The following is a 17,910-nucleotide window of genomic DNA, read 5'->3' as shown; positions in this document are numbered from 1 at the left end:
AGCGGCCGCCGTTTTCGTGGCGGGCAGCCGCCCCAGGACGCCGGGAGCGGACCGGAGCACGGGCCCCGCGCCTAGACTGGCTCCATGACAGCTGAAAAGGACCTGCACGCCCTCCTGGCCACCATGCACCCCGAATTGCGCGAGGGCGAATACGTCTACGCCCTGTGGCCGCACGGCAAGCCCCTGGCCGGGGCCATTGCGGCCGCCGTCCGTGAGGCGGAAGGGCTGACCGTCGTGCTGCCGCGGAACGAAGCAGACAGCCTGGGGCTCTCCTACGACTTCGTCGCGGCCTGGATCACGCTCCAGGTGCACTCTTCGCTGGAGGCGATCGGCCTCACGGCAGCCGTCAGCGCGGCCCTGACCGAGGCGAAGATCAGCTGCAACGTCCTTGCCGGCTTCCACCATGACCATCTGCTGGTGCCGGTGGCGGACACCGAACGGGCGCTGGAGGTACTGCACGAGCTCGTCGCGGCCAACGGTGTGCACAAACCGGCACCGGAACTCGTGCTGCGCAGCGAGGAACCGGCGGACCGTCCCGCCATCCTCGCCCTCACCGCCGCCGCGTTTGCCATCTCGCCCGCCACCGGAGAGCACATCGACGGCCAACCCGAGGAAGTGAAGCTGCTGGCGCGGTTGTTCGAGTGCCAGGAATACCTGCCGGCGTTCAGTATCGTGGCCGAACTCGACGGCGAAATCGTGGGGCATGTGATCAGCACCCGCGGATGGGTGGACGGACTGGAGCTGCTCGGCCTCGGGCCGATCGGGGTGGTGCCGCGGCTGCAGCGCCACGGCATCGGCACCGCGCTCATGAACGAGACCGTGGCGCGGGCCAACACCGCGGGGGAGCGGGGGATAGCCCTGCTGGGCAGTCCCGAGTACTACTCCCGCTTCGGCTTTGTTCCGTCCACCTCGCTCGGGGTGGCGCCGCCGGAGGCAGGCTGGGCCGCGCACTTCCAGTTGCTGCCGCTCGCCGTCTGGCCCGGCGGCGTGAGCGGCACCTTCCGCTACGCGGAGCCTTTCGCGGACTGATCCGCCCGGCGGCGGGATACCATTGACCGGGCGCCCCAGTAGCCCAATTGGCAGAGGCAGCGGACTTAAAATCCGCGTGTTGTGGGTTCGAGTCCCACCTGGGGCACTGGGCTGCGCGCCGCCCTGCGGCGCCCGGCAGCCTGGCGGCCCTGGCCCCCGGCGTTCCCAGGCCCGTCGCACGGGCTTGTCCCTCGCACGTGCTTGCCCTCGGGATCGACTGACCCGGGCAGCCGTTCCGGGCCGTCGCCCCCGACAAAACAGCCGCCGCAAACCGTCCAGATTTCCTCTATGCAACGAGTGTTATAAGGATGTGACCGTAGTCACTTATTTTCACGTCGAAATTGCACTAGCTTGAAGTGGAATCAGGAACACCTGATCTTTCGCGTCAAAGGCCGTTCGCACCTTTAGATCGAGGAGCTTGTACATGACTTCACTCCCCCGGGTTGCGCCCCGCGTCGCTAAGCTCACCGTGCTTAGCCTCGGCGTCGCCCTTTTGGCTACGGCTTGTGGCGGTTCACCCGCCCCGAGTTCGTCGGGATCCAGCTCAGCCGCGGCCGCGGGAATCGCGTGCCCGGCTCCCAGCGCCACCGGTGGCGGTACCAGCGCCGCCGGCGAAGCGGGCACTGTGCCCGCCTCGGCCACCACCACCCCCACGCCCCTGAAGATCGGCTCGCTCCTGCCCACGACGGGTTCGCTGGCCTTCCTCGGCCCGCCCGAAATTGCAGGTGTCAACCTCGGCATCAAGGAGGTCAACGATGCCGGCGGCGTCCTGGGCAAGCCGGTAGAGGTCATCCACCGTGACTCCGGCGACACCAAGACCGACATCGCCACCCAGTCCACCACGGCACTGCTCGGACAGGGCGTCAGCGCAATCGTCGGCGCCGCCTCCTCGGGCGTCTCCAAGACCGTGATCAACCAGATCACCGGCGCCGGCGTCGTCCAGTTCTCCCCGGCCAACACCTCCCCGGACTTCACGGCGTGGGATGACAAGGGCCTCTACTGGCGCACCGCCCCCTCGGACGTGCTCCAGGGCAAGGTCCTCGGCAACTACATGGCCACCTGTGGCGCCCAGACGGTCGGCATGATCGTCCTGAACGACGCCTACGGAACCGGCCTTGCAAAGAACGTCCAGTCCGCTTTCGAGGCGGCAGGCGGCAAGGTTGTTGCCCAGGAGCTCTTCAATGAAGGCGATTCCCAGTTCAGCAGCCAGGTGGACAAGGTTCTGGCCGCCAAGCCGGATGCCATTGCCCTGATCACCTTCGACCAGGCCAAGAGCATCGTTCCGCTGATGACGGGCAAGGGCGTCAAGCCGACCCAGATCTTCATGGTGGACGGCAACATGTCCGATTACAGCAAGGACTTCCAGGCAGGAACCCTGAAGGGCGCCCAGGGCACCATCCCGGGCACCTTCGCCAAGGAGGACTTCAAGAAGAAGCTCCTGGGGATTGACCCGGCGCTGAAGGACTACAGCTACTCCGGCGAGTCCTACGACGCCGTGAACCTGATCGCACTGGCCGCCGAGGCCGCCAAGAGCACCAAGGGCACCGACATCGCAGCCCAGCTCAAGGCAGTCTCTGAGGGTGGAGAGAAGTGCAACACCTTCCCGAGCTGCGTCACCCTGCTCCGCAACGGTAAGGACATCGACTACGACGGCCAGTCCGGCCCCGTGACGTTCTCCGACGCCGGCGACCCGACGGAAGCCTACATCGGCATCTACGAGTACCAGGATGACAACACCTACAAGCCGGTCAAGGAAGAATTCGGCAAGCTGTAAGCCGCTTCCCCTGACTAACAGAAGACCCCCGTCCAGTCCGGACGGGGGTCTTTTGTGTGCGGGGGAGCGGGCCAGCGTCCGTACGGGCCAGGCATCAAGCACGGCAGCCATTAGACCGGCATTGGACAGCTGACGCCGGATTTCCAGCTACGCCCTCAAGGTCCCCGTCCATAAACCTGCAACGCGTGACGCCGTCGCAGGCTGCGGAGGCGCCCGGAGGCGTGGCCAGAGGCCTGGGGCGCAGCCAGGCGCCGCCGGGCACGCACAAGGGCCGCCACCGGCTGGTGACGGCCCTGTGGGGGATACTGCCCGGCGCTATTCGACAGTGTCTGCGAGCGTCCCCAGATAGAGCTGGATGACCTTGGGATCCTTCATGAGCTCCCGGCCCGTCCCTGTGTACGCGTCCTTGCCCTGGTCCAGCACGTAGGCGCGGTCGCAGATCTGCAGGCAGCGGCGCGCGTTTTGTTCCACCATGATGACGGAGACGCCGGCCCGGTTGATCTCGTGGACCCGGAGGAAGGTCTCATCCTGCTTGACAGGGGAGAGGCCCGCGGAGGGCTCATCGAGCAGCAGAACGGCCGGGTCCATCATGAGGGCCCGTCCCATGGCGACCATCTGGCGTTCGCCGCCGGAGAGCGAGCCGGCCCGCTGGGCGCGCCGTTTGGCGAGCTCCGGGAACAGTTCGGAGACAAAGTCGAACCGTTGGGCGAAGTCCTTGGGCCGCTGGAACATGCCCATCTGCATGTTTTCCTCGATGGTCAGGGCGGCGAACACGTTGTTGTTCTGCGGAACGAAGCCGACGCCCTTGCTGACCAGCTTGTTGGCCTTGAGCCCGGTGATGTCCTGCCCGCGGACCACCACCGAGCCGGAGTGGACCTTGACCAGGCCAAACATGGCCTTCAGCAGCGTGGACTTGCCGGCGCCGTTGGGGCCGATGATGCCGATCAGCTCACCCCTGCGGGCCTCGATGCTGCAGCCATTGAGGATATTGACGCCGGGGATGTAACCAGCCACCAGATCGGTGACCTTCACGACCGAGTCGCCATCGAAGGCGGGCTGGGCGGCCGGTGCCGCGCTGGTGGCGCTCATTCTTTGTCCTTCTCTGTGCGGTTTGGCTCTTCGGCGGTGTTCGGCTCGCCGGCGCTGCGGCGGCCGCGCGTTGTCCCGTTCGTCGCCTCCTCCGCCTCGGTGGTGAGGACGTCGGCGGAGATGATGCCGGCGTTTTCAGTGCCGACAATCGATTCCTCATCGGCGACCAGCTCCGCGGCCAGTTCCTTGATGCCCTCGGCGTCGCCGAGATCCACGTCGTGGTGGGCGCCGAGATAGGCGTCGATCACGGCGGGGTTCTTCATGACTTCGGCGGGAGGCCCTTCGGCCACGATCTTGCCCTCTGCCATCACCACCACCCAGTCGGCGATGTGGCGGACCATGTTCATGTCGTGCTCGACAAACAAGACGGTCATGCCCTCGGCCTTGAGGTTCTTGATGTGGTCCAGAAGCGACTGCGTCAGCGCCGGGTTGACGCCGGCCATCGGTTCGTCGAGCATGACCAGCTTGGGCCGCACCATGAGGGAGCGGGCCATTTCCAGCAGCTTCCGCTGCCCGCCGGACAGCGACGCCGCGTAGTCGTCCCTCTTGGCGTCCAGTTTGAACTTCTCCAGCAGCACGTTGGCTTCCTGGGTGATCTTCTTTTCCTGGCCGCCCCAGATGCCCTTGAACAAAGCCTTGGACAGCCGTTCGCCGGACTGGCTGGAGGCGCCGAGGCGCATGTTCTCCATGACGGTGAGCTTGCCCATGACCTTGGTGAGCTGGAACGTACGCACCATCCCCATCCGGGCCACCTTGTACGAGGAGACGCCGGCGATGTTGTTGCCCTCGAACTGCCAGGTACCCGAGTTCGGGGTATCGAATCCCGTCAGCAGGTTGAACAAGGTGGTCTTGCCGGCGCCGTTGGGGCCGATCAGTGCGGTGATCTTGTGCCGCGGGATCTCAAGGTACTGGACGTCGACGGCGTTGATGCCGCCGAAGGTGCGGGTGACGTTTTCTGCCACCACGATCGGATCACGCTTCTTGCAACCGGGCGCGATCTCGCCGGCGGCGATCGGACGGGTGTCCGTCATGTAGTCGATCTCTTCCGACGTGCGGGGTTCGTCCCGTGACTCTTCGCTTGGAATGCTCATGCGAATGCCAGCTCCTTCTTATTGCCGAGAACGCCCTGGGGCCTGAAGATCATCAGCAGCATGAGCGCCACGCCGACCAGGATGTAACGCAGCTGCCCGGCCTGGACCGTGTTCAGCCACGTGATGGTGCCGGACTCGATCAGGCCGTAGAGGATGCCCTGGGTGAGCGAGAGCACCACCCAGAAGATCATCGCGCCGACCACCGGGCCGAGCACAGTGCCGAGCCCGCCGAGCAGCAGGCAGGTGTAGAGGAAGAACGTCAATTCCGTGCCGTAGTTGGCAGGCTGCACCGCGCCGCGGGGAATCGTGAAGATCATGCCTGCCAGGGCACCGAGCGCGCCGCCGATGATCAGGGACTGCATCTTGTAGGCGTACACGTTCTTGCCCAGCGAGCGGACGGCGTTCTCGTCCTCGCGGATGCCCTTGAGCACACGGCCCCAGGGGCTGCGCATCAGCAGCCAGACCAAGAGGCAGAACACGGCCACGACGGCCCAGGCCACCACCCGGATGAAGAAGTCACGGTTGTTCATGCCGATGTAGGTCCCGGGAGGGAACGGGTTCATGGCGTAGAAATCGCCCTCGAAGGCGGCCAGGCCGTTGGCCGAGCCGGTGACGGCGGTCAGCTGGTTGGTCGTGACGATGTAGCGCACGATTTCGGCCGCCGCGATGGTCACGATGGCCAGGTAGTCCGCCCGCAGCCGCAGCGTCGGGATGCCCAGTAGCAGGGCGAAGATGGCGGAGGCGACGACGGCGACGAGCAGTCCGACGAAGAACGGCACATGGAACGTCAGGGTGGAGATGGCGAAGCCGTAGGCTCCCACTGCCATGAAGCCGGCCTGGCCGAAGTTGAGCAGGCCGGTGTAGCCGAAGTGAACCGCGAGGCCGAGGGTGGCCAGGGCGTAGGCAGCTGTCGTCGGGCTGAATAGTTCGCCGGCGGCGCTGGAAAATATGAATCCGAAGTCCATGGCTGTCTCCTAACCCACGCGCTCTTTGCGGCCCAGAATGCCCTGAGGGCGGAACAAGAGGACAACAATCATGATGAACAACGCTCCCACGTATTTGAGGTCGGCTGCGAGGCCGAACACGGTGGTCAGCTCAACGAAGATGCCGACGATGATGGAACCGACCAGGGCGCCCCAGACTGTGCCGAGGCCGCCGAGGGTGACGCTGGCGAAGATGAGCAGCAGGATCTGCGAGCCCATGTCGAAGGTGACGCCGGGACGGTAGTAGGCCCAGAGGATGCCGCCGAGGGCGGCGAGCATGCCGCCGACCACCCAGACGATCCGGATGACGGAGTCGACGTCGATGCCGGAGGCCGCGGCCAGCGCCGGGTTGTCGGCCACAGCACGGGTGGCCTTGCCGAGGCGGGTCTTGAGCAGGACGACGCCGAGGGCGGCGATCACGACGGCGCTGACGAGGAGGGACAAGAGGTTGTTGGGGGAGATGGAGATCGGGCCGATCAGGATTTCCACGCTCTGGGCGAACGGCAGTTGCTGGGTGGCGCCGCCGAAGTAGAACTGGATGATGTAGCGCACGGACAGGGCCAGGCCGATGCTGACGATCATCATCGGAACAAGCCCCGTTCCGCGGCGCCGCAGGGGTTTCCACAGGCCCGCGTCCTGGACGTAGCCGAACAATCCGCCGCCGATGACGGCCAGGATGACGGCCAGCCAGAACGGCAGGTGCATCTGGTTGAAGGCGAACACCAGTACCGCGCCGAGGGTGACCATTTCTCCGTGCGCGAAGTTGGTCAGGCCGGTGGTGCCGAAGATCAGGGACAGGCCCACGGACGCGAGGGCGAGCAACAGGCCGAAGCTCAGGCCTGCCACCAGCCGGTTGAGCAGGTTTTGCATGAAGTTCTGCTGCTCCACGACAATGCCCTTGCCAAACGTGAAGATCACCGAGAGGTTTGAGGTCTGGCTGAAGGTGACGTTGCGGGGGTTCTCCTGGCCCTCGGCCAGTTTGATGCCCTGCGGAAGCGTGGACTCATCGAGTTTGACCTCGTAGGTTCCCTGGGTGGGGACGCCGATGGTCCAGGCGCCGTTGGCTCCCGATTTCGTGGTTCCCGTGAAATCGCCGCTCGTGGCGGTGATGGTCACCCCGGGGATCGGTGCGCGGTCGTCGCCGCGCAGGAAGCCGCTGATGCTGTTCGTGAACTGGGTGGCCGACGGGGATGGTGTCGGCGAGGGGGTCGTGGCGCTGGACGCCGGGGCCACGATGAGCAGTAGCGCAGCCGTGGCGGCGAATACTGACCCCACAGCCCTCAATAGTCTGCCGCGCCGTCTCTGCGACAGGCCGCTCGTTGTGCTTCTCAAATTGAAAACCTCCACATGGGGGTGCTGTGGGTTGCGCCTTTGCAACCGTTGCGAACGGTCAGGGGACGAGCGTCTGGCACTACGATCACGTGTTGTGATGTCCGTCACCCTGTGTGGCCTATGCTACAGCCCGGGCGACCCAAAGAATGCCGCTGCGAGCAGGGAGAACGTCGCGATCGGGTAACAACCGTGTAGCGCCGCCGACACCATGCTGTAGCCCAGCTAAAGAAAACTTTTGTTGATTCCGAGTATGCCTAAACAGTGGCCTGCCCGGTCCGCAATTCGCCGGGCCACCCACTGCTGGCGCGGGCGGCTGGGCACGTACGCTCCGGCCCGCGGAACCGCCACCCCCAAGCTTTTTACAAGCCCGCCGGCGTTATGGTGCGGAGAGCGCCAGAACCCGAGTCCGTTCGTTCCGGAATCCGGCCGGCGCCGAAGGCAGGGGCCGATCGTGGAGGGCCGACTGATGAACCGGGTGGTCAAGCTGTGCCTCGCGGGTTCGCTTGTACTGGCGATCCTGGGCCTCCCGGCGCTCAGCCTGGGACCCGAAACTGCCGGGGCGCAGGCCTGCGTTCCCTCCACGGAGGCACTCAGGGACCCCTATCCGGGGATCCAGGCCGCGGCGTCCAGCTTCGAGGCAGGCACCCTGGACGGGTTCGGCATTTCCGCGGCCGGGACGGGGAGCGTCTCGGTGTCCACCGGGCTCTCGCACTCCGGGAACTGTGCCGCCCTCCTGCACACCACCGCGGTGCCGGGCTCCATCGCCAGGCTGACGGTGGGCCTGACCCCCGGGACCACGGAGGCATATGCGGACGGCTGGTTCAACATCGCCGCCGAAGGAATGGCGGGAAACAATGTTCCCTACTTCCGGTTCTTTGCCGGCGGAGTCCGCGTCCTGGATGTTTTCCGGCAGAACATCTCCCATGAGCTCGTGCTCCGTACCTCGTCACCCGCAGGGTTCGCCTACACCACCTTGCGGCGGGACGTCCCGACTGACTCCTGGCACCGGCTCGTCATGCACGTGGTCCCCAACGGCCCCGGGACCAACGTCCAAATCTGGTGGGACGGGCGTTCGGTCTACGCCGGCACTGTCAGTATTTCCGCGACGACGCTCGACACGCTCCAGCTTGGCTCCGAACACGATCAGCAAATGGCCGACATCTACATCGACGACGTCATTATCAACAGCGGCACGGGAACGCCGGCGCCGGTTCCCGGCCCGCTCCCCGAGCCGAAGGGTGACCCGTCGCAGCGGTTCGACGATTTCCACGGTGACGGACAGTCCGGCCTGCTGGCGGCCGGCACAGTCACGAGCCGCACGCTCACGAGCCGCACACTCGCGAGCCGCACCGGGAGGCTGGCCTCCGCGGGCATGCTAGGCCTGAAAAACCCGCTGACCTAGATCACGGTTCGGTTGCGGCGGTCCCCGTGGGGAACTATCCCTCCCGGTCAGCCGTGGGAATTGGTAGCGTGACTATATAAAATCCCCATTTCGTCTAGTCCGCATCGCACCGGAACATCACCCACCCCCTTATTTTGGAGGACACCCGCAATGGCACATGGCGGAAACCCGATCTTCAGCGGAAAGAATTTCCGCGAAGCCACCCAGGCACCGCCTGCCCCGCAGGCCCCGTACGGTCAGGCCCCGTACGGTCAGAACCCGTATGGCCAGACCGCTTACGGTCAGGCCCCGGTCCAGGGCGGGTGGAATGCGGCCCAGCAGGGCATGACCCAGGAACAGCTCCAGGACCTGTACAACCGCCCGGCGGCCGGGCCGGCTGACATTGGACGGATGACGTACGACGACGTCATCGTCAAGACCGCGGGGTGCCTCGGCATCCTGGTAGTCGGCGCGGCAGTGGCGCTCGCCGTCCCGCAGGGCACCGGATCCATGCTGATGATCCTCGGAGCCCTCGGCGGCTTCGCCCTGGCAATGGTCAACACCTTCAAGAAGCAGCCGTCGCCCGGACTTATCCTGGCCTACGCCCTGCTCGAAGGGTTCTTCCTCGGCGGCCTGACCCGCATCCTTGACAACCTGTTCCCGGGAGTCGGCATCCAGGCCGTCGTCGGGACGCTGTCCGTCTTCGCCGTGACGCTCGTGCTGTTCAAGAGCGGCAAGGTCCGGGCGACGCCCAAGCTCATGCGGTTCTTCATGATCGCCCTGATCGGCTATGCGGTGTTTGCCCTCGTCAACGTCGTCATGATGATGACCGGGGCCGTGACCACGCCGTTTGGCCTGAGCACCAGCGTGGAGATCATGGGCATCCCGCTCGGCGTCTTCATCGGCTTCCTGGCGATCGGCCTGGCCGCCTTCTCCCTGATCATGGACTTCACGTCGATCGAGGCGGCCATCAACGCCGGCGCCCCGCAGGGGGCTCCTCTCGTATGCGGCTCAGCAGGAAGCCGTCAGCTGAGCCGCTCGAACACAACCGCCATGCCCTGGCCGCCGCCGACGCACAGCGTGGCCAGTCCCAAAGAGGCGTCGCGGGCGCGGAGCCCATTGATCAGCGTGGTGGTCATGCGTGCGCCGGTCATCCCGAAGGGATGGCCAAGGGCAATGGCGCCGCCATGGACATTGAGTATCTCCGGATCGATGCCGAGCTCCCGGGCGCTGGCCACCACCTGGACCGCGAAGGCCTCGTTGAGCTCCACGAGGTCGATGTCCCCGATGGTCAGCCCGGCGATCGTGAGCGCCCGGCGGGTCGCTGCCACCGGCCCCATGCCCATCAACTCCGGGGACAGGGCGCTGACACCGGTGGAGACGATCCGCGCAAGCGGCTCGAGGCCCAGTTCGCGGGCGCGAGAATCACTCATAACCACGACGGCGGCGGCCCCGTCGTTGAGGGGGCACGCGTTCCCGGCCGTCACGGTGCCGCCGCTGCGGAAAACCGGCTGCAGGGCACCGACCGCCTCTGCTGTCACCCCGGGCCGCGGTGAATCGTCGCGGTCCACCACCGAGCCGTCGGCGCGGGTATAGGGGGTGATTTCGCGGGCGTAGAACCCGGAAGCGATGGCCGCCTCGGCCCGGTTCTGGCTGAGCACCGCCCAGGCGTCCTGCTCCTGACGGGTGATGCCGTAGCTTGTGGCGACGTTCTCCGCCGTCTGGCCCATGGCGATGTACACGTCCGGCATCCGGCCGCCCAGCCGCGGGTCGGTCCACGGCGTGTTGGCGGCCGCGCGGGCCTCGGTGCGTTTCCGGGCCGCCTCAAAGCGCGGATTGTGCGTGCTGGCGTCGGTCTCGCCGGCACCGGCCCAGTCCCGGTAGCGCGACACGGCCTCAACCCCGGCGGCCACGAACGCCTGGCCTTCGCCGGCCTTGATGGCGTGGAAGGCCATCCGGAGCGTCTGCAGGCTGGAGGCACAAAAACGGTTGATCGTGGCGGCCGGAACGTTGTCCAGCCCGGCCAGGATGCTGACCACACGGGCCATGTTGGAGCCGGCCTCGCCGCTTGGCTCGGCGCACCCCAGATAGATGTCGTCCAGGCCGTGGCCGGCCCCGGCGGCGGCGTCGAACTCCGGAATCCCGGCGAGGGCCGCCGTGATCATGGCCGCGGCGAGATCGTCCGGCCGTTCGTCTTTCAGGGACCCCTTGAACGCACGGCCGATCGGGCTCCGGGCAGTAGAAACGATGACAGCTTCTGGCATGCGCCCAGACTACGCCCCGCCTAGGCCAGCCGCATGGCTCCGGCCGCGGGGCTGACGCTGAAGATCTCCGGCGCGGCATACCCGGCCCGGGCGAAGGCACGTTCGACGGCGGAGCGCACCTGCTGCGCCGATCCCGCCGGGGTCAGGGCGATCGCGGAGCCGCCGAAGCCGCCGCCGGTCATGCGGGCGCCGACCGCGCCGGCCGACCGCGCCGTGTCCACGGCAAGATCCAGCTCCGCGCAGGAGATCTCGAAGTCATTGCGCATCGAGGCATGGGACGCGTCGAGCAAGGGGCCGATGGCGGCCGGGCCCCGGGTGTCCAGCAGCTCCACCGTCTGCAGCACGCGCTGGTTCTCGGTGACAACATGCCGGAGCCGGCGGAAGGTCTCCCGGTCCAGAAGCCCGCTGGCCTCCTCGAGGTCCTCGAGCCCGACGTCGCGCAGCGCCCGCACGCCAAGGACCTCGGCGGCGAGTTCGCACGATTCCCGGCGGGCCGCATACCCGCCGTCGGCGTGGGAATGGGAAACCCGGGTGTCGACAACCAGCAGCACCAGTCCCGCGGCATCGGCGTCGAACGGCACCAGCCGGACACTCTGGTCCCGGCAGTCGAGGAAGACGGCGTGGCCGGCCGTGGCCCGGAGCGAGGCGGACTGGTCCATGATGCCGGTCGGCGCGCCGACGAAGTCATTCTCCGCCCGCTGGGTGGCCAGGACCATGTCCTGCACGGAGAGGCCGGCGTCCATGAGCCCGTTCAGCGCCGAAATCACGGCGCATTCGATGGCGTGGGAGGACGACAGGCCGGCCCCTCGCGGAACCTCGGAATCCAGGAGCAGGTCCACGCCGGGAACCTGAAGGCCCCGCTGCTGCAGCGCCCAGATGACCCCGAGCGGGTACTTTGTCCAGCCCCTGGCACTGGCGCGGGCCAGCGAGCCGGTCTCCGCGGTGGTCAGCCCCTGGTTGCCGAACGTGGAGAGCATCCGCACCGTGGAATCCGGCCGGACCCGGACGGCAACCCGGGCCGCCCGGTCGATGGCGAACGGCAGGACGAAGCCCTCGTTGTAATCGGTGTGCTCGCCGATGAGGTTGACCCGCCCCGGTGCCTGCCACACGCCGTCGGGCCGGGCGCCGAAGACCGTCTCAAACCGGGCGGCGAGCCCGCGGCCGTCCAGGGGTTGATTCATGGCCTGGCTCCTGCGCTGCTGGAAGTCATGGGTCCAAGGTATACGGGTTCGCGGGGTTGTTTGTGTGGTGCGGGCTGTACGGTGGTCACCATGGATCTCTCAGCGACACCCCCGGCATCCGGCACTGTATCCGCCGCCAATGACACGATGCGCAGGTACGCGTCCGGCCGGCAGTACGAGCTCCGGCGCGGCGACGCCCTGGCAGTCGTCACCGAACTCGCCGCCGGCCTGCGGCTCTACAGCCGTGGAGACACCGCCCTGACGGAAACCTACGGGGATGCCGACATCGCGCCCGGCGCCACCGGAATCACGCTGGCACCCTGGGCCAACCGGGTGGAGGACGGCGTCTGGCACCTCAACGGCAAGAAGCTGCAGCTGGACATCACCGAGGTCTCCCGCAATAACGCCAGCCACGGTTTGCTGCGGAACTCCTCCTACGATCTCGTGGACGAGGACGAGTTCTCCGTAACCCTGGAGGCGGCGGTTTTTCCGCAGCACGGCTACCCGTTTCTTCTGCGGCACCGGGTCCGCTACGAACTGGCCGAGGACCTGGGGCTGGTGGTGCGCCAAACCCTGATCAACGACTCCCAGGACCGTGCGCCGTTCGTGCTCGGCGCGCACCCGTACCTGCGGCTGGGCGATGTGCCCAGCGAGGACCTCACCGTGAGTGTGGACGCCCGGACCAGGCTGGTCGCCGACGACCGCCTCATCCCGCGCAGCAGTGAACCGGTCAGCGGCGACTTCGATCTGCGCGGCGGGCGGCCGGTGGGGACCCTGGACCTCGATTCGGCCTACACGGACCTGGAGTTCGACGGCGGCGTCGCCCGGCACACGCTGCGCTCACCCGACGGGCGGACGGTGAGCCTGTGGCAGGACGCGAGCTGCGGGTATGTCCATGTCTTCGTGACGACGGAATTTCCGGGCCGGTCGAAGGCGGTCGCGATCGAGCCGATGACCGGTCCCGCCAACGCGTTCAACAGCGGCGAGGGCCTGCGCTGGCTTGCGCCGGGGGAGCAGTTCTCCATGACCTGGGGCATCTCCGCCTCGCTGACGGCCGCTGCCGGCTGACGCTGTGGGCTGACCGGGCGGCCTGACCCCATGAACGGCCCCCGGGCCGGTGCCTCGGCCGTCGCCCGTGCCTGGACCGTAGCCCGGTGCTGGTTGCCGGTTGCTGGTTGCTGGTTTCTGGTTTCCTATTGGGCGTCGCCTACGGAATCATGGGGCTATGACGCCAGCTGAGGACGCCGCACCTGCCACAAGCCCCTCCTATTCCGCGGCCGGGACCGGGTCACGCGCCGGGGCCCGGGCACGGACCGACCGGGAGATCGACCAGGACATTCCCTACGGCGTGCGGATCGCCGCCGCCTGGGCGTGGCGCGGCGGGCTGATCCTGCTCGTAATCGGGCTGCTGGTCTGGCTGCTCAGCCACGTCAGCTTCCTCATCATCCCCGTGATGGTGGCCGCCCTCCTCTCGGGGCTCCTCAGCCCCGCAGTGCGCTGGATGGCCAACCGGCGTGTGCCCAAGGGGCTCGCCGTCGCCATCACGGTGCTCGGCTTCATCGGCCTCATCGTCGGTGCCCTGACCCTGGTCGGGCGCCAGCTCATGCAGGGCTTCGGCGAACTGTGGTCCCAGGCGCTCACGGGCGTGCAGCAGGTACAGACCTGGCTGTCGGAAGGCCCGCTGCACCTGACGGCCGCCCAGATCGATAAGTACATCGAGGACGCCACCGCTGCCCTGCAGAACAACAGCAGCAGCATCCTCAGCGGGGCTCTGACGTTCGGGAGCACCGCCGGGCACTTCGCCGCCGGCCTGGTCCTGGCGCTGTTCATCCTGATCTTCTTCCTGCTCGAAGGCGACAGGATCTGGGCCTTCCTCGTCAGGCTCATGCCCCGGAAGGCGCGCCGGGCCACGGACGGCGCGGGCCGCCGCGGCTGGACATCCATGGTCAGCTACGCACGCATCCAAATGTTCGTCGCCTTCGTGGACGCCGTGGGAATCGGCGTCGGCGCCGCCATCATCGGCGTGCCGCTCGCGCTGCCGCTGGGCGTGCTGGTCTTCCTCGGCTCGTTCATCCCGGTGGTCGGCGCGCTGTTCACCGGCGCGATCGCCGTGTTGCTGGCGCTGGTCGCCAACGGGCCCGTCAACGCCCTCATCATGTTGGCGATCGTGCTCGGCGTCCAGCAGCTCGAAAGCCACATCCTGCAGCCCCTCGTCATGGGCAAGGCCGTCTCCCTCCACCCCGTCGCCGTGATCCTGTCCGTCGCGGCCGGCTCCTACCTCGCCGGGATCCCCGGCGCCTTGTTCTCCGTTCCGATCCTTGCCGTAGCAAACTCGTCGATTCGCTACATTGCGGGCAGAACGTGGGAACATGATGAAGTGTTGGCAACCTCGGGAGCCGGGGGCGGTTCTGCCCCCGAACCCGGCGCAGACACCACCTTCACAGACGTCCACCTGCCGGGCGCAAACCCCGGCGGCGAGGGCGCCGCACCCAACAGCGGTGCTCCGGGCAGCGATGCCGGACGGGGCACCGACGCCTGATCCAAAGAAGGAGAACAGTTCGTGAATACCCTTGAGAGCCTGCCCGTCACGCTGGACGATGTCCTGGAGGCGCAGAAGCTGCTCGACGGGATTATTACGCGGACGCCCGTGGAATCATCGCGGGCCCTCGGCAGCACGGTCGGCGGTGAGGTCTTCCTCAAGTGCGAAAACCTGCAGCGCGCCGGCTCCTTCAAGGTCCGCGGCGCCTACGTGCGGATGGCCAAGCTCTCCGACGCCGAAAAGAAGCGCGGCGTCGTGGCGGCCTCTGCCGGAAACCACGCCCAGGGCGTGGCTGTCGCAGCCAAGAGCCTGGGCATCAAGGCCCGGATCTACATGCCGCTCGGCGTCGCATTGCCCAAGCTCGCCGCCACCCGCAGCCACGGCGCCGAGGTGGTGCTGCACGGCCACAACGTGGACGAGGCGCTGGCGGAAGCCAAGCGCTATGCCGATGAAAGCGGTGCCGTCTTTGTCCACCCCTTCGATGACGTCGACGTCGTCGCCGGCCAGGGGACGGTCGGGCTGGAGATCCTTGAACAGGTCCCCGACGTCGACACCATCCTGATGGGTGTCGGCGGCGGCGGACTCCTCGCGGGCGTTGCCGTCGCGGTGAAGGCGCGCGCCAAAGAACTCGGCCGCGAGATCCGCATCATCGGCGTCCAGGCTGAAAACGCCGCCGCCTATCCACCCTCGCTCGCAGCCGACGCCCTCGTCCCGCTCAAAAAGGTCTCCACCATGGCCGACGGCATCGCCGTCGGCCGGCCGGGCCAGCTGCCGTTCAGCATCATCCGCGAGCTCGTCGACGACGTCGTCACCGTCAGCGAGGACGCCCTGGCCCGGGCGCTGATCTTCCTGCTGGAGCGCGCCAAGATGGTGGTGGAACCTGCCGGTGCCGTCGGCGTCGCGGCGCTCATGGAAGGCAAGATCGAAAATCCCGGAACCGTTGCGGTGGTCCTCTCCGGCGGCAACATCGACCCCATGCTGATGCTCAAGGTCATCCAGCGCGGCCTCTCCGCCGCCGGCCGGTACATGACCGTGCGGATGATGCTGGACGACCGTCCGGGCTCGCTGGCCACGATCGCCCGCATCATCGCCGAGAACGACGCCAACGTCACGGGCCTGGACCACACCCGGGTGGGCGGCTCCATCAGCATGGGCGACGTCTCCATCACCGTCAACCTGGAAACCAAGGGCCACGAGCACTGCAGCCAGGTCCTGGCGGCGCTGCGCGCCGAGGGTTTCCAGCCGATCGTGGTGCACTAGGGGCCATGGTGATGGACTCGTTTGGGGGCGGGGAGCCGCAGGAGGGGGAGAGCACCGCGGTGCGGGCCCGCCGGGGACTGCTGGTGGTCGGCTCCTTCGTGGTGCTGCTCTACCTGATCGAGATCCTCAACACCGCACTGTTCCACTCCCTGAACCGCACTTTCGGGCTGCGGCCGCGCAGCCCGGACGGGATCCTGGACATCCTGACCTTTCCGCTGCTGCACTCCAGCCTGGCCCACCTGATGTCCAACACGCTTCCGTTGATCATCTTCGGCTTCCTCGTGTTCCTCTCCGGGCACCGGGTGTTCATCACCGCACTGGCCGCCAGCTGGCTGGCATCCGGGCTCGTGGTGTGGCTCATCGGCGGCGCCAGCGTCACCGTGGGCGCCTCCGGGCTGGTGTTCGGGCTCTTCGCGTTCCTCCTGGTCCGCGGCTTCATCAACCGGAACTGGTGGCAGATCGCCCTGTCCGTGGTGTTGTTCATGGCCTACGGCGGCATCCTGTTCGGAATCCTGCCCACCGTGGCCAGTTTCGTCTCGTGGCAGGCCCACCTGGGTGGGGCTATCGGCGGCATCACAGCCGCGCTGCTGCTGAGCACCAGGCGTCCCGGGGCGCTGCCCGCGGGACGCTGACTACCCGGGTAGAGGACACCTCCGGGGACTCCGGCCAAACCGGCCGGCCCCAGCAGCCCCCGCCAACGGGCGGAAAACACGACGCCGGCCTCCCCGCGAGGGGAGACCGGCGTCGCTGTTATGTCGCTGGTGTCAGCCGGCGTACGGCTTGGCGGAGATGATCTCCACCGTGATGTCCTTGCCGTTCGGGGCGGTGTAGCTGAGCTTGTCGCCCTCCTTGTGGCCGACGATGGCCGCGCCGAGGGGGGACTTCTCGCTGAAGACATCCAGGTCCGAGTCGCCGGCAATTTCGCGGGAGCCGAGCAGGAAGCTCTCCTCGTCGCCGGCAATCCTGGCCACGACGATCATGCCGGGCTCCACGATGCCGTCGTCGGCCGGGGCCTCCCCGACGTGGGCGTCCCGGAGGAGCGCCGTGAGCTGGCGGATGCGGGCCTCGATCTTGCCCTGCTCCTCCTTGGCAGCGTGGTAGCCACCGTTCTCCTTGAGGTCGCCCTCCTGGCGCGCCGCTTCGATCTTCTGGACGATTTCTGCCCGGCCGGGGCCGGAAAGGTTGTCCAGCTCTGCCTTCAGGCGGTCAAAAGCTTCCTGGGTAAGCCAAGCCGCAGTTGCGCTGTTGGTGGTAGACACGGACTTCTCCTTTGGGTGGTCATACAAGCAAAGACCCCGCCACGGTGGCCACTTTTATGACGCAGTAACCAGCTCAGCGGGGGAAAGGTATTGATCCATTGTAGTCAATCCTGTGGATAAACCAAAGAGGACTGCGGCGTGGATCACACGGTGTTACAGGCGGTGTCCCAGGCGGCCTCGGACGGCTTCACTGTGTGCCCGCCCGGCACTTGCCGCGGCCTGTGGTCCCGTTATTGTCCGGCGTCGGTAATCCAGCAGCTGTCCACGACGGCGGAGACCGCCTGGGATTCCGTGCGCAGCTGGGCGCGGTGGGCTGTGGTGCGTCCGCCGTCCGTGCCGGCATCGGCCGCGTTCGGCCCGATGTCCACAACCTTCCAGCCGACAATCGCGAACTTCGAGTCCATGGCCTTCACAGCGCATTTCGCCTCCGCTGCCGGGTCCTTCGTGACCTGGAAGTCGATTTCCGTGACCGTGGCGTCGGGGGTGCTGTAGCCGACATCCTTGTAGCTGACGCCGCCGATGGCCGCCGACGTCGAGACCCAGGCCAGAAAGGCAATGCCCACGGCGAGGGCGGCGATCAGGATGTTGCGTTTGACCTTGCGGGACAGCGCGCGCTTTTGGCCGCCGTAACGATTGGATAGGCTGTTAGGTGCCGGCGCGGCAGGCTGGTCCTCGGAAGTCACCAGTCCAGTTTAGTGTGGATCGGACCGGGATATTTCCGGCTGGCC

At 67.1% G+C, this 17,910-nt stretch carries 15 protein-coding genes, 1 tRNA gene and 1 pseudogene; 9 read left to right on the top strand and 8 right to left on the bottom strand.

All coding sequences use genetic code 11. From position 1 onward, the window contains the following. The first annotated feature begins 84 nt into the window (after positions 1-84). The 3 genes from AC1D0A_RS17030 (at position 85) to AC1D0A_RS17020 (ending at position 2,803) form a co-directional block, all read left to right on the top strand. Positions 85-1,029 carry an N-acetyltransferase gene (locus AC1D0A_RS17030; protein ID WP_476946363.1) on the top strand — a complete coding sequence of 315 codons (945 nt, stop codon included), beginning with the start codon at positions 85-87 and terminating at the stop codon, positions 1,027-1,029. 32 nt (positions 1,030-1,061) lie between these two features. Then, positions 1,062-1,135, top strand: a tRNA-Leu gene (locus tag AC1D0A_RS17025). Positions 1,136-1,453: 318 nt separating this feature from the next. Next, on the top strand, positions 1,454-2,803 hold the full coding sequence (locus AC1D0A_RS17020; protein WP_476946362.1) for an ABC transporter substrate-binding protein: 1,350 nt from the start codon (positions 1,454-1,456) through the stop codon (positions 2,801-2,803). Between the two features lie 315 nt (positions 2,804-3,118). Here the strand turns inward: AC1D0A_RS17020 and AC1D0A_RS17015 are convergent, their stop codons facing one another. From AC1D0A_RS17015 to AC1D0A_RS17000, 4 genes are read right to left on the bottom strand one after another with little or no spacing between them, the layout of a single operon-like run. Continuing rightward, entirely contained in the window at positions 3,119-3,892 is a 774-nt protein-coding gene (locus tag AC1D0A_RS17015; RefSeq protein WP_476946361.1) for an ABC transporter ATP-binding protein, read from the bottom strand. Beyond that, positions 3,889-4,983 (bottom strand): ABC transporter ATP-binding protein, encoded by a 1,095-nt coding sequence (locus AC1D0A_RS17010; RefSeq protein ID WP_476942925.1) that lies wholly within the window; start codon positions 4,981-4,983, stop codon positions 3,889-3,891. Before AC1D0A_RS17010 ends, AC1D0A_RS17015 begins: the two co-directional genes overlap by 4 nt. Then, positions 4,980-5,948, bottom strand: coding sequence for a branched-chain amino acid ABC transporter permease (locus AC1D0A_RS17005; RefSeq protein ID WP_476946360.1), 969 nt, complete (start codon positions 5,946-5,948; stop codon positions 4,980-4,982). Before AC1D0A_RS17005 ends, AC1D0A_RS17010 begins: the two co-directional genes overlap by 4 nt. Positions 5,949-5,957: 9 nt before the next feature. After that, the gene (locus tag AC1D0A_RS17000) at positions 5,958-7,241 is read right to left on the bottom strand and encodes a branched-chain amino acid ABC transporter permease (protein ID WP_028277361.1); all 1,284 of its coding nucleotides are present in this window, start codon (positions 7,239-7,241) and stop codon (positions 5,958-5,960) included. Between the two features lie 508 nt (positions 7,242-7,749). Here AC1D0A_RS17000 and AC1D0A_RS16995 point away from each other — a divergent pair. Beyond that, on the top strand, positions 7,750-8,700 hold the full coding sequence (locus AC1D0A_RS16995) for a hypothetical protein (RefSeq protein WP_476946359.1): 951 nt from the start codon (positions 7,750-7,752) through the stop codon (positions 8,698-8,700). A gap of 150 nt (positions 8,701-8,850) precedes the next feature. Then, positions 8,851-9,669, top strand: a pseudogene (locus AC1D0A_RS16990) (Bax inhibitor-1/YccA family protein); the annotation flags it as partial. A 35-nt stretch (positions 9,670-9,704) separates the two neighbouring features. Here AC1D0A_RS16990 and AC1D0A_RS16985 read toward each other — a convergent pair. Then, a complete protein-coding gene (locus tag AC1D0A_RS16985; RefSeq protein ID WP_476942927.1) occupies positions 9,705-10,943 on the bottom strand; it encodes an acetyl-CoA C-acetyltransferase in 1,239 nt (412 codons plus the stop codon). A 20-nt stretch (positions 10,944-10,963) separates the two neighbouring features. Beyond that, complete coding sequence (gene galK / locus AC1D0A_RS16980; protein ID WP_476946358.1) at positions 10,964-12,124, bottom strand: galactokinase; 1,161 nt, start codon at positions 12,122-12,124, stop codon at positions 10,964-10,966. A 90-nt stretch (positions 12,125-12,214) separates the two neighbouring features. Here galK and AC1D0A_RS16975 point away from each other — a divergent pair, with 90 nt between their 5' ends. The 4 genes from AC1D0A_RS16975 to AC1D0A_RS16960 all read left to right on the top strand — a co-directional run bounded on the left by AC1D0A_RS16975 (position 12,215) and on the right by AC1D0A_RS16960 (position 16,555). Continuing rightward, the gene (locus tag AC1D0A_RS16975) at positions 12,215-13,192 is read left to right on the top strand and encodes an aldose 1-epimerase family protein (protein ID WP_243180042.1); all 978 of its coding nucleotides are present in this window, start codon (positions 12,215-12,217) and stop codon (positions 13,190-13,192) included. 157 nt (positions 13,193-13,349) lie between these two features. Continuing rightward, positions 13,350-14,663 carry an AI-2E family transporter gene (locus AC1D0A_RS16970; protein WP_476946357.1) on the top strand — a complete coding sequence of 438 codons (1,314 nt, stop codon included), beginning with the start codon at positions 13,350-13,352 and terminating at the stop codon, positions 14,661-14,663. Between the two features lie 21 nt (positions 14,664-14,684). Beyond that, on the top strand, positions 14,685-15,923 hold the full coding sequence (ilvA, locus tag AC1D0A_RS16965) for a threonine ammonia-lyase (RefSeq protein ID WP_028277367.1): 1,239 nt from the start codon (positions 14,685-14,687) through the stop codon (positions 15,921-15,923). Positions 15,924-15,928: 5 nt separating this feature from the next. Continuing rightward, on the top strand, positions 15,929-16,555 hold the full coding sequence (locus tag AC1D0A_RS16960; protein ID WP_476946356.1) for a rhomboid family intramembrane serine protease: 627 nt from the start codon (positions 15,929-15,931) through the stop codon (positions 16,553-16,555). A gap of 132 nt (positions 16,556-16,687) precedes the next feature. Here the strand turns inward: AC1D0A_RS16960 and greA are convergent, their stop codons facing one another. Beyond that, positions 16,688-17,182, bottom strand: coding sequence for a transcription elongation factor GreA (gene greA / locus AC1D0A_RS16955; protein ID WP_028277369.1), 495 nt, complete (start codon positions 17,180-17,182; stop codon positions 16,688-16,690). 230 nt (positions 17,183-17,412) lie between these two features. After that, positions 17,413-17,865, bottom strand: a complete 453-nt coding sequence (locus AC1D0A_RS16950) for a DUF4307 domain-containing protein (RefSeq protein WP_243180020.1) — start codon at positions 17,863-17,865, stop codon at positions 17,413-17,415. Positions 17,866-17,910 lie beyond the last annotated feature (45 nt).

Source organism: Arthrobacter sp. P1_D4, from assembly GCF_056406115.1.
The sequence above is the reverse complement of the archived record's forward strand: the minus strand, read 5'-3'. Positions and strand labels throughout refer to the sequence as shown.